Raw genomic sequence first — 12,799 nt, 5'->3', positions numbered from 1 at the left:
ATGCAGCAACTGGCAAAGCAATAATTATTACATTTATAATATGAAAGAATCAAGTATTGCTTCCTGTTATATGAGTCCTTCACCCGGTACGGAGCAGTTTATCCCTGACCATTGCTTTATGTATCTGGTCTCGGGCACAATGCTTGTTTATGATGGACATAAGGAATATAAAATCCATTCCGGAGATTACGGTATAGGCAGAAGAAATCACCTGGCTAAATATATCAAACAGCCGGAAGATCAGCCTTTCAAAAAGATATTCATTTTATTCGGGCAGGATTTTCTAAAGAATTTTAAGGATTTGTACAAGTTTACTGCTGAAGATACCAAAGCAGCAGGTGCCATCATCCCGTTGGTTAAAGATAAGCTGGTTAAAAATTTTATGGATTCGATAATTCCTTATTTTAATGAAGATGGAATTATGGAAGAACAGTTTTTAGATGTCAAGCGGACCGAACTGCTGCTGGTACTCCTTAAGGTAAATCCTGAACTTGCCAACGTTTTTTTTGATTTTGCCAGTCCCGAAAAAATAGATCTTGAGGAGTTTATGAACCGCAATTACACGTTCAATGTGAGCATAGAGCGGTTTGCCTATCTGACGGGAAGGAGCCTCTCTGCCTTCAAACGTGACTTTGAAAAAATATTTCATGCCACTCCAAGGCAATGGCTTGTACAGAAACGATTGGAAGAAGCGTATTATCTTATCGACAAAAAAGGCAAAAAGCCTTCTGAGATCTATCTCGATCTTGGTTTTGAGAATTTTTCCCATTTCTCTTTTGCATTTAAAAAATTGTTCGGACATCCGCCAACTCATTTAAACGAAAAGAATAAGAGCAACCGCTGACCTTTTTAAAACATTTATCCGGACTTTTTACCACAATGTGATTAAGGATTTTTCAGAAATTTGAAAAAGAAAGGGGATCAAAATTTGAAAAATCTTCATCCCCGTCTTGTGGCCTTAACGAGCGTATCTTCAGGCGCTTTTATCGATGATTTTGATTTGGTTCTGTTGAGCCAGATTAAACAAGAATTGGAAAGCTCATTTTTATCAAATAAAGAAATGGAAGAAGTGCATCGTAAAAATGTCTTAATTTATTATCTGATTTTAATAAAATAGAAACTTGTTTATTCTTTAATCATTTTTTGAGAGATCATTAATTCTTTATTTTCTTTTACATTAATCACATACATTCCTGCAGGAAGATTCCTGATATTAACCGTTAATGTTAAAGGGTCTTTTTGCATAAACTGAGCATTCATCAGTTTACCGGATGTATCATAAACCTCAACTTTTACGTCTTTTTTGAAATTTTGCCTGCCTTTAATGTAGAATATTCCTTCCGTAGGATTGGGATAGAGCTCGTATCTTTTTTCTTCTGCGGTGATTTCCATACTATGCAGGGTAGACGTATTCAGGGACCATATAATATTGGTAACGTGCAGCGTATTATGACCGTCAACATTCACAAGAGAAGTACCATCCGTTACCGAAAATATCAGGGTATTATTTGCAGCGTTAAGTTGTGAAGGATTCAGCGTAAGGGTATTTCCGGTGGAAGGCAGTGTAATATTGTTAAGTTTCCAGGAATTCACCAGGGTATTGGGAACAGGAAGAATTTCGTTAACGGTAAAGGTAACCGGTGATGTTGCGTCCAGAGATGAGGTGTTGGACGGGGTATAGGAATCTACAGGGGATAGCAGCGTATGAATTTTTTCAATAATTCCTTCCTTACAGACAGAGCAGAACGGATAGTAAAGAGACCTCATATGGCAATTCTCATGAGGTCTGAACCAGGTGGGGTCTTCCGTAAAAGGGTAGATGCCTATCCCCTGTATTCCTATCCAGTTTTTCCATTTTATGGTGGCGGGGTCAGAGTTCTGTGTTTTGTTGATGCTTTCCCCCGTTATCGTCCAGTACTCATCCTCCAGCTTTCCAAAAGTATGGCCCAGTTCATGGGTAGCAATTTTTCCCGAAGAAGGGCTTCTGGAGGCTGTGGCAAACCATCCTCCACATCCTCCGTAAACGGTTGAATTACCAATGATAAGCGGAATGTCATAGTCCGGGATATTGGCCAGCAAAACCTGTTCAATTTTGTTCGAATTATAGCTGTACATACAGCGGTGAATGTCATACGTGTCAAAAGTAGATCCCAGGTAATTATCAGGATTTGTAATAGGTTCCCATGGGGTTGTTACGGTTTCTCCACTGGCTGTGCCGGGATGCTTGACTCCGGATTCTGCAGAGATGACCTTGATACCATAGGCGCTGAAATAATTTTTATATTCGGAAAAAGGACTTCTGCTAAAAAGCGTATCAAGCAAAGACCGGGCAGAGGTCATAAAATCGTCTTGCTCTGCAGCGGTAAATCCGTCTCCTAAAATGGCAATTTTAATCCGCTTATCCGATCCTGCCCCTGAGAGGGGCACTACCTCAAAGGTCTGCGAAAAGCAATGTATGCTTATGAATAGAAATGCTATTATTGTTTTCATAATTATAATTTTTGGGTAAACAGTAATTTTTTATCCTGGCCTTTCTTTTTTTCGATCTTTACATACCGGACATTTTCAGAATAAGGAAACCGTAAGCTGAATTCTGCACGCTGAAGGGAAGCCTTAAACCTTTTTATTTCTTTGATGTCATATACTTCCATCACAGGGTGTAAAGGATCTTGTACAGCCTGTTTTACAATTTCTTTTCCATCTGCTCCGGTTAATGTAACTACAAAATCGCCCTCCTGAACCCTTGCTTCATCGAACCCCAAAAACGTCCTGATACGGCCTTCTGCTATTTTACTTTGCTTAAGAGTGATTTTTTCTGATACCTTCTTTTCTATCGTAAAGAACAGGTAAAGGATCTGCTCTTTTTTCTGTGCAGCAATAACGGTTTTGTCATTGCTCCATGAAGGTAGTGTCTTTTCTTTTTCAACGCTGTAAAATGGTAAGAGTACAGCTGCCAGCATAATAATTGTGTTTTTCATGATACTTTTTTAATACTTCCTGCATATTGTATAAATTTCATCTTTAGATTTTCAGCATGAACATTCTGATGATAAAAAATGGACTTTCATGCTGAGAATGATTAATACCCTCTGATTCTGACTGAGAAGATTTTTCGACTGCTTACCGGTTTATTCTTTCATCCATTTCAGAGTCTGATCCATACTCTCAGACCGGATACTCAGCATGTATATTCCCTGGGCCAGATGAGCCAGGTTAAAGACAGATGCTTTATGATGATCCGGTCTGTTATTCTTTTTACTGAAGATCAGCCTTCCGCTGGCGTCATATACGGTGATATCAAATGCTTCATGAGGGTTGCTGAGGCTGATATTCAGAACTTGTTTCCCCGGATTAGGGTATATTTTTACTTTATTTTCAGGCAGGGATGTTTCGGCTACAGACAGGAGAGGGGTAATGGTAAAATTAACCGGGTTGATGTTATAAAAAACGTTTCCCTCTCCCGCAACCATAATCCTGGCCTTTGTCGTGTAGAGGTCCGGAATGGTAACGGTTTCTGAACCGTCATTGGGAGTAGATGTGGAAAGGGAGATAGGATAGGTAAGTCCGCCGTCTGTGGAAAGAAAAATATCTACTTTGGCACAGTTTACGGGAGCAGCTGTCGTATTGGCTACATCCCAGGTGATCGTCTGGGTGGAATGGCCCGTCCACATTACAGGGCCGGAAGGTGCTGTTACTGTAAATGGACCTGAATTTTCATCTACCGTAATCATAACATCATCGTTGGCAACTCCTCCGCAGCCCGCATTATGATCCCTTACCGTCAGCCTGAATTCCATTGTTCTTCCGTAGGACGGCAGGATTTCTCCTTTAGAGACGGTGTTGCCGATAACATCGGTAATTTGGGGAAAATACCTGTAGGGTACAGTAGACGGAATAAATGACCTGAACAAAGGAGCATTTCCTGAAGGAGTGTTCCAGTCTCCGGCGGGCCCGGTATCGTTCTGTTCCCAACAGTAGGTAAGGACGCTCTGGTCTGCATCTGAAGCGGATCCCGTTAATTTGAACGGGGTGCTTTTAGGAATGGTATAATCTCCTCCGGCATTCACTACAGGAACTGAATTGGCTGTAGGAATGGTTACCTGACATGTTGTGGACTGAACCGTTCCGGTGATCGTCTGAAAAGAGCGGGTATGAAACACCGGAATGCTGTTGGCAGCCAGATCATTGGTGTTTCCGCAGAGCCCTGCATATCCCAGAATGGTAACTCCGCTTCCGGGTTCTACAGCATGGTCCGCTTCACGATTTCCATAACAGCCTTCTGTTAATACATTAAAAGTATGAGGTGCATTAAACTGGTGGCCAATTTCATGAGCAACATAATCAATGTCATAAGGATCCCCTACAGGATTGTCTGAGCCTGTGATCCCCATGGCTTTGTAGCCGTCTTCACATACTCCTGCGGCAGCCAGCCCGCTGCCTCCGGTACTGAAAGTATGACCTATATCATAATGGGCTGTGCCTATAATGGCATCAATCGTGGTCTGGCTTTCGTCAATTAAGATATTCCCATCATCATTACCGGTAAAAGGATCAGTATCAGGATCCGTAAAGATAATGCTGGTTTCATTGGGGACCAGCACCAGTCTTACGGCGGATTCCTGTTCGTAGATTCCATTGACTCTGTTTACTGTTGTTACAATTGTTGAAAAGGTTTGTGCCACTGAGGGAGAAGCAGAGCCTGTGGCTGCCTCGGCATATTCCCCGGTGCAGGCTACAGCTATCCTGAAAACCCTGATTTGCGTGCCCACACCCGGAGAAACTGTTTTTTGCTGATTTTGACGTACCACATTAAAATGCTTGTCTTCAGACCCGCAGATTCCTCTGGCTGTACTCGTTAAGTCATTTTTCCTGTAAATAATATAATTTTGGACGTCATTTTTGGTATAGGGATCGATATAGAGGCTGCCGGTGACCACCGATTGTACCTGTGCATGAAACCCCATTTCTGTAAAATCTATTTTCAAAGTGGCGTAGCGGTCATCAACTCCCTGTCCGGTTAAAGTGATGATGTGGGGAAACCGGCCGGCAAGCTCCGGTGCCATGACCGATGATTTCCAGATGCTGAATCGGGCCTTTGTCCCGTCGGGCAGAGGCAGTATGATAATAGGAGCATGATCTTTCCGGTCATGATCTTTCAGCTCGGGCACTGAGCTGAGATAGTCTTTCATACTGGATACATTCAGGGTATACGTGAGAAATTTCTCCGACCGTACGGTTCTTTTTTCAGCGCTTGCCTTTATTGTGCTTTCATGAACCGGTGTAAAGAAATCCTGTGCTTTTACCATGGAAACGGAGAAAAGAAAGATTACAGCATAAAGTAATTGTTTATAATTCATCATTTATTCTTTTAAGTTTAAATATTGCGTTTACGCTCTTTTAATTGATTTTTTCCTTGTTTAGGCAGATAAAAAATGAAAGGGTTAATCTTTTTTCAGATCCTTGTAGTCCAGTTAATCTCTGTGGGCAGAAATTGTTGTAAGAAAATTTTCATCAGACCCTTGGCGGGCAGCCGGGATCATCTGAACCGCCAGCCGTTCCTTCAGTCCTGTGCATCAAGCTGTAAACCGGAAAAAACAGGAGGGCTGCAATTTTAAATTTTTTAATCATAGATGCAGATTATTTTAGGTGAACCTTTTAAGGGGAACAGAGTTTCCTTTTCAGGCATAAAATTCCCTTTTATCTTCATTCATAAAAATGAATGAAGCAGGATTTTCTTTTCAGTCTGTCGGCTTATGACCACTGTTTTTTGTTACAGGAGCAGGCAATAGTTATCTGTACAAATTTCCTGTAATCCATAGTTTTACGAAAAAAAATATTGTAAAAAGAAATGGTGCATGATGTAATAAAAAAACGCTCAAAGCTTAGTGTAACAATGAGAAAACAGGCATTGACAATCCATTTCCCCCGGGAAAGATCAATATACATCCCGATATACTTGTGTGGCAGGAGCCTGAGATCCGAAATTGTCTTCGCTGTAGTTTTATATTTCAGAATCAGGATTAAATAAGACAGAAGCTTCCTGGCAGATCAGTCCTGTTGACAGTCATTATGGTCTGATCATAAAAAACAGGCCGAAAGCCTGTTTTTGAATTACATCTGCATTCTTTCCGGAACAAGGATGCCATTATGATCCTGCCAGGGGAATGAATAATAGCCGGTACCCAGCTCCAGCTGTCCTTGCAGGGTAAGACAGCAGGCTGCAATATAGGCGTTGAGGTTTGCAAGGCTAAGATTACCTGTAAGGTTCTGCAGGCGTAAAAGCCATTCTGGGTTGACTCCCTGTGCCGCCTGATGATGACCAAGGTAATTGATCACCTGCCGGTCGATCGCTTCATGAGGATAGCCGCTTCTGGGTTCATCCGCAGGGGTCCGGCAGATATTAACGGGATTCCATGTTACAATCGAAAAAAAATTTCCCAACCTGTCGCCGGGATCCTCTTCCTCAAAGTCAAACATGGGCGCACCGATCGCTTTTCCGTAATGAAAAACCTGTTTTAGCCATGGGAAAGTCACCTGTTTGTTGATAAAAGTATTGACATCGTCAGGATTATAGCAGTCCTGTGCCATCTCAGCCAGCAGCGGCTTTAATATCAGGTCAAGCATAATCTGTGGGACAATATGTCCCTGGTGATCAAGAGCAGGCATCTGGCTTCCAGTAATAGGTACTTTTCTTTTAATAAATGCTGTCGGGCAATTGCCCACCCAATCAAAAGAATGCAGGTGCGCGGGACCTGTGCTGCTGCGGTACTGTATATTAAAGCCATGTATCCTGTCATTATTTCCTGTCATAATAAATATTTAGTAAAGTTTTGTTTTGTCTTTTTTATAAGAAAGTATTTTTATGCTTTTGTTTTTCCGGTCATTTTTCAATAAAAATGCTCTGTCAGAACCTGTTTAACGGTGTAATGCGGGGAAAGCTTCTCTTTTCATTGAAATCAGTCTCTATTATATCATCTTTTCCAGCACCGGAAACAGGATCCTTTCTCTCAGTTTCTTATGAAATAAGATCAGAAGAAGAATGGTACAAAAATTAGGATTCCAATTTTTCATAAGTTGCGGGTTTATATTTTTTTAGAACGGCCAGGTCATATCGTGACCTCATGCAAAGATGTTGTAATTCATTGGTTTATGGTGAACTGAAAATGTAAAAATAGATGGTTGTGATTATAGTTTGAAAACGATACCAACGCTGTTATTGCTTTGGAGTAATACCAAAATTACTTTATACGGATGTCCTGAAAAGCGGGATGATCTCTGTCTGTGAAGCGGTTTTACATCAGCTGTTATACAAAGCCCGGAAGCGGTAAGGCTTCCGGGTGAAAGGTTCAGTTGTATGATAGATTTACAATTTTCATAACAGGTCTGCTGCGGTCATAAGCATCTTATTTTTTTATTACTTTTTTGATGATCATTTCTTGGTTATGATCCGTATATATTTTCAGTATATAGACCGCTTCCGGAAGTCCTTTTAAAGAGATGCTGCTTTGTGGTTGATTAAAAGAGGTTATCCAATTTCCGGCTGCAGTGTAGATTTCTATTTTTTCAATAGTTTTTACGGTACTGAAATAGAGCAGATCCGTTACAGGATTAGGATAGAGTATAACACCGTCATTTTTATGGGCAGTGTCACCGACATTTAAAAATGTAGAACCTTCGGCGAACTGAAAGTCGCCAAAAGAACTGACATTCAATACCTGTATGCTGCTGGATGTTTTTTCTCCTACAGTGGGATAGTTCCATACCGGCGTATTGAACTGTCCGGCGGCCAGGGTATTCCATTGTGTGGAAGGATCTAAGTCTCCCGGTAAAAAGTTAAAAGTGGCATTATAGCCGGTAAATGAGATTCCGGAATTACGCAGCATCCAGTACCTGTTGACGGATTGAGCAGGATTCAAAACAGAGGCTGAAATAGAGGGATGGTCTGTATTTATGGTATTTGCAGTCAATGAACCGGATGCGGTCACTGAACTGAATTCCAGAAATACCGGTGTGTAATTTGCTGCTTCAGCGTCTCCTGTTTCAAAATTGACACGTATATTGGCCCCCGCGGGGATGGTTTTTTGCAGCTCGCCAAAGACATGCCCTGATGTACGGGACACACTGCCATCCGTTCCTATGATCACCCTATTGCTGCCCGTAGTGATCACTCCCGAAGTCAGGGTGAGCTCTTTATGGATCACTGCATTCACAGAGCCATTCAGATGAATCCCGTTGCTGTTGCTGAGTTCCAGATTATAGAAGGTGGTAGGTATATTGCCAGCAAGGTTTTGAGAGATTTTTCCATTCAATGTCACTTTTCCCGCATTGGCGGTAAAACTGCCGTTATTGCTCCAGTGTCCGCCCACATTGATATTGAATCCGTTGGCATCAAGATTTCCTCCGTTAATATTCACATTATTCCTGACTGTAAAATGATCATTGAGAATTTTTGCTGTGGGGGTATTATGGGAATGGATGACCAGATTATGCAATGGAACCGCACTCCTGATTCTGATCACCTGATTGGCCGGAGTGGTATCATCACCGATCTGTATGGTTCCACCCGTTATATCCCGTTTATTAGACATGATCCTCATATCGTGTTCAGGGTGACCCGATCTGTTGGTAATTCTGATCGTACCGCCACTCATGCTGAATGAAGAATTGGGATTGAAGTCAATAGAAGGATACGAGATTGTAGATTTCAGATTCACTGTGCCTCCGGATTGTGAATAGATACTGGAAGCGGTTGCGTTATAAGGTGCAAGACTTCCGTTCATATTCAGTGTTCCGCCTTCAATGATGAAGGTACCGTTATTATAGTAGCTGATACTGACGTTTGAATTCGTACCCATATTCACCGTTCCTCCGGAAATTTTGAACTCTCCTGCGTTATACCACCAGCTGATATTATCATAATTGACGGTTCCCCCATTAATCCAGAGTTTTGCCACACTGTTCAAAAAAGCTCCTCCGGCAGTGGTAAAAGGCCTGATCGTAGAGGCACTTGATAATTTAAATGTTCCGCTGGATATAACAAGCGGATTATTGGCTGCAGTGAGTCCGATCAGGGATGTTGCTTCTAAAATATTATCTGTACTTCCTTTGGCCACTTTCAGGGTATAAAAATCTGTTTTTGAATTTCCTGAAATTTCCTGATAGGTATTTGTGTTGGTAAAAACAACAGTTCCAATTCCGCTGTTAAACGTCCCGTTGTTGATCCAGTCACCCCCTACAGACAAAGTAAAGGAGGAGGCAGTATCCATACTGAGGCTCGCTCCCTGGTCAATGGTAAGGTTAGCACAAACGGCCCCTGTATTGGCAATCATAGGCTGGTAGGGAGCGGATGCAGGAATTATGATATCTGTATTTGCCGTTGGTAAAGAGCCTGACGCCCAATTCCCAATGTTAAACCAGTCGGTTGAAACAGTGCCCGTCCATTGAACTCCCTGGCAATGAAAATCACCGGCTTCTTTGGTAATGGTTAAGACCTTTCGCCCCTCTAAGGTTCCGGTCAGAGGGCTGATGGTATAGTATTCCTTGCCTGTAATATTCTGCCCGGTGAGTACTGCCGTGTTTCCGGTAAAGGTAATATCGGAAGTAACTTCTTCCATGTACCGGGCTCCTAAACGATAGATCTTATAAGAGGTTGCCCCATTCACCACGCTCCATCTGAGGGTTACCTGATCATTACATACTTTTTGAACCCTGAAATTTTCAACCAGGGGTCCTATATAATTGATCCCGCTTTCAGAAATCAGGTTTCCTCTTTTGACCCGGAATTTAATGGGCTGTACACCATTTACCATGGGTGCTTTCCAGCTGAAATTACGTTCGGAGGCATCATATCCTGCGATAATGACCATCCAGGGCCCATTGTTTAGTTGGTACTCAAGGGTAAAGGTTCCCGGGGCCCCAAAACTGTCCCATTTCAACTGGTATTCTTCTGTACTGCTTATATGGTCTCCCTGCAGCGGATACATGAATTTTACCTCATCTTTCAGAAACTCATACGCAATATAATAAGGCTGGGGACCGGAGGGAATGTTAAACCCCGAAACTTCTATAGTCCAGCTGCCCGGTGCGGGATTGTCTACCGTCACCTGTTCTATCGTATTGATATGGTCTGTTCCGCGCACGGCGGGGGCATTAAGCTTCACCTCACTGGAAGGGAGGCTGGTATCCAGTACCCAGGGGTTGTACGTATTATTAAGCGGATCCTTTAAAACAAGGTCTAGGTCGTTGACAATAGCAGGGTTGGCATTTACAGCCGCTGCCACATCCGGCCATACGATCATGACTCTTACCTGTCTGGTGTTGGGGGGCACAGGAATGGTATGCTGTTTTGTCTGCTGGTTTGAAATATCGGACGTCAGAAACTGGTTTTGGGACATCAGATCATATGCCCTGCGGGTATTGATACGCCCGTAACCCGTTTTAAAGTCGGGTCCTGGGTTTTCTATATCATCAGCCGTATTAAAAACAATGGCCCTCAGCAAAGAAGAAGCCGGCACTTCATCTGCGTGCTGCGCTTTATAAGCCTGTGCCAGCATTCCCAGCATTCCTACAAATTTGGGTGAGGCATATGAAGTACCTTCAGCGCCTTCCACCACGATTTGAGGGGCAATACGCCCGTCATACATAGGGCCGTTGCTGCTGGACGGATTTTTCATGTCAAGCTCCGACAGTCCGCCTACTGTCACCATGTTCTTACTCATCTTAGGGGCTCCGGTAATATTACCCCAATTGGGCAGTTCATAGGGAGCATAGCCTGTTGAGGTTCCTTTATTACCTGAAGAATAAGCTACCAGATGTTTAGGATAGGTACCCAGTAATAGATCATGGGTACGGGAGAGTGCATTATAACCGCCGTCTACACCATAGCCGAAAGAATGATTGGTGTACAATAGCTGGTGGGAATCAAATAAGCCCGCATAATCCGTATTGCTGTGGGTGCTCACAATATGGGAACCCCAGGCCTGGTTGCGGTTGGAAGGAGCCAGGTTCCCTGCACCGGCCATTGAGCTCATCACCACTGTTTTATGACCGGAAGGCCCTCCGCTTACCTGTTCAAGGATCACTCTTCCTTTAGCATCTGGCTCATTGATCAGTGCGCCTGATTCTCCTACCGCCAATGTGATGCCGGAGCCGTTATAATTCAGTCCGTTATATCCTGAGTTTAAATAATTGGATCTGTTGTTGGCATTCCGGTAATCATAAGCGTAGGCTTCCGGAATCGGCTCTGCGGGTACAGCACTGATAAACTGAACAAACGGCATCGCCGCAAGCTCATTCAGCCGTTGGGGCTCTATCTGAATATCGATCTGATGGACCGCCTGATGCAAAGCCGTTATTTTTATTTTCTTTTCTCCTAAGGCTGAGGAAATCTTGTCAACGTCCAGTCCCTTATAATACGTAACGGTCAGGCGGGCATGACTTCCTTCCATAGCATGGGGCGGAATCCCTTTATAATAAACAGATTCCTCCAGTTTAAACCTGTTGTCAACCGGAAGTACCGCTCTGATCAGCGATTGTATTTGATTCAAGTCAAAATGAATGCTAATTATGGCAAAATAAGCATTACCCGGCAGATAATCGGTCAGTGTAAGGCCTTTCTTTTCCCATTCCTTCCTGACCGTTTCATCCGGGATACTGTAAAACTGCAGTATTCTGAAATAGGTATGATCAAAAATTTCGGTATTCTTTTTTTTAAATTTTTCACCGGAAGAAATTTCGGGTGTAAACACTCCTGTGGTTATGCCTATCTGATAGTACGTGTTTTTTTCCTGAGCATGTAAAGCAGGAAAAAAAAACAGGCAAAACAGGCAGAGTAAATGAGTCGTATTTTTCATAACGGTTTGTTTTTCGTTAAAGGAACTTGTACAGAACGAAGCCTGAACCTATAGAAAAATATAAAATTGTTCAGGTATTCAATACAAATTTCCTGCAATCCAGTTGTTTATGAAAAAAAAGAATGTAAAAACAAGTTGTAGATGTTGTCGTTTTAAAACTAATGATACGTAGTTAAAAATAGTATGAAGGAAATTCAGACAGACCTTCTTTCTAGCACAGGGACCACAAAACAAAAAACACTCAGATCATAAAAACCTGAGCGTTGTAAAACTGTATTTACAAGACTGAAATCACTAATTAATGGGGTGGCATAGAAATAATTTTCTAAAGCCCAGGTCTTGTATGACCAATAATTGGAGGGCTGTTTTTCACTAATAAATAGATTCTTACTGTGGCTGCTGTTATATTGATGACAGAACTTCCGTTCATGAAATTGAGTGTTTCAATCTCTGGTGTTGTTCCGGGACTCCTTGAGATTATTCCTGCATATGATGTTGAAGCCGTTGAATAGATGTTGATGAAGATGACAGATAAGAATGTAACCAAAATCTTGAAAGATTTGTGACATTAATTGCCGCCGGCTACCTCTAACTTGTCCGTGGAGGTGATGGTACCGATGCCGGTTTTGCCGTCCGCTATCTCTTATAAAGACAGAACCATCTGAAAGACCGCTGTCTCAAATCTTTGTAATGTCAGACCGTATTGCTGTGACAAAGATGCGGGAACGCCTGAAGATCCCGAAAAAATATAGGTAAAAAGAGGTTGTTGTAATTTGTTAAAAACTAAATATAAGTAGCCGAAAAGTGACAAATAAGAAAGTTCTGGCTGGAAGTTTTTTTCGATGGATCAGTAGAAGTAAATAGTTCAGATTTTTAGTTCTGAGCTTTTTGAGTGGCGCCAGATCTTTTCTTTTAAGAAAAACATCCGATACCGCTTTGTTGATCCC

At 42.3% G+C, this 12,799-nt stretch carries 8 protein-coding genes; 2 read left to right on the top strand and 6 right to left on the bottom strand.

Annotated elements, in window-relative coordinates:
* The first annotated feature begins 40 nt into the window (after nucleotides 1-40).
* A complete protein-coding gene (locus ACR1PO_RS03350) occupies nucleotides 41-844 on the top strand; it encodes a helix-turn-helix domain-containing protein (protein WP_433985834.1) in 804 nt (267 codons plus the stop codon).
* 60 nt (nucleotides 845-904) lie between these two features.
* Nucleotides 905-1,117 carry a hypothetical protein gene (locus ACR1PO_RS03345; protein ID WP_433985833.1) on the top strand — a complete coding sequence of 71 codons (213 nt, stop codon included), beginning with the start codon at nucleotides 905-907 and terminating at the stop codon, nucleotides 1,115-1,117.
* A gap of 8 nt (nucleotides 1,118-1,125) precedes the next feature.
* Here ACR1PO_RS03345 and ACR1PO_RS03340 read toward each other — a convergent pair whose 3' ends face one another.
* The 6 genes from ACR1PO_RS03340 to ACR1PO_RS03315 all read right to left on the bottom strand — a co-directional run bounded on the left by ACR1PO_RS03340 (nucleotide 1,126) and on the right by ACR1PO_RS03315 (nucleotide 12,399).
* On the bottom strand, nucleotides 1,126-2,490 hold the full coding sequence (locus tag ACR1PO_RS03340; protein WP_433985832.1) for a T9SS type A sorting domain-containing protein: 1,365 nt from the start codon (nucleotides 2,488-2,490) through the stop codon (nucleotides 1,126-1,128).
* Nucleotides 2,491-2,492: 2 nt separating this feature from the next.
* Nucleotides 2,493-2,978, bottom strand: a complete 486-nt coding sequence (locus tag ACR1PO_RS03335; protein ID WP_433985831.1) for a hypothetical protein — start codon at nucleotides 2,976-2,978, stop codon at nucleotides 2,493-2,495.
* Between the two features lie 150 nt (nucleotides 2,979-3,128).
* Nucleotides 3,129-5,360 (bottom strand): reprolysin-like metallopeptidase, encoded by a 2,232-nt coding sequence (locus tag ACR1PO_RS03330; RefSeq protein WP_433985830.1) that lies wholly within the window; start codon nucleotides 5,358-5,360, stop codon nucleotides 3,129-3,131.
* 751 nt (nucleotides 5,361-6,111) lie between these two features.
* Nucleotides 6,112-6,810 carry a hypothetical protein gene (locus ACR1PO_RS03325; RefSeq protein WP_433985829.1) on the bottom strand — a complete coding sequence of 233 codons (699 nt, stop codon included), beginning with the start codon at nucleotides 6,808-6,810 and terminating at the stop codon, nucleotides 6,112-6,114.
* 593 nt (nucleotides 6,811-7,403) lie between these two features.
* The gene (locus ACR1PO_RS03320; protein WP_433985828.1) at nucleotides 7,404-11,852 is read right to left on the bottom strand and encodes a DUF8729 domain-containing protein; all 4,449 of its coding nucleotides are present in this window, start codon (nucleotides 11,850-11,852) and stop codon (nucleotides 7,404-7,406) included.
* Between the two features lie 325 nt (nucleotides 11,853-12,177).
* Nucleotides 12,178-12,399: a hypothetical protein gene (locus ACR1PO_RS03315; protein ID WP_433985827.1), complete on the bottom strand. Its 222-nt coding sequence runs from the start codon at nucleotides 12,397-12,399 to the stop codon at nucleotides 12,178-12,180.
* Nucleotides 12,400-12,799: the final 400 nt, after the last annotated feature.

The organism is Chryseobacterium amylolyticum (assembly GCF_051011775.1).
Classification (GTDB): Bacteria; Bacteroidota; Bacteroidia; order Flavobacteriales; family Weeksellaceae; genus Chryseobacterium.
The sequence above is the reverse complement of the archived record's forward strand: the minus strand, read 5'-3'. Positions and strand labels throughout refer to the sequence as shown.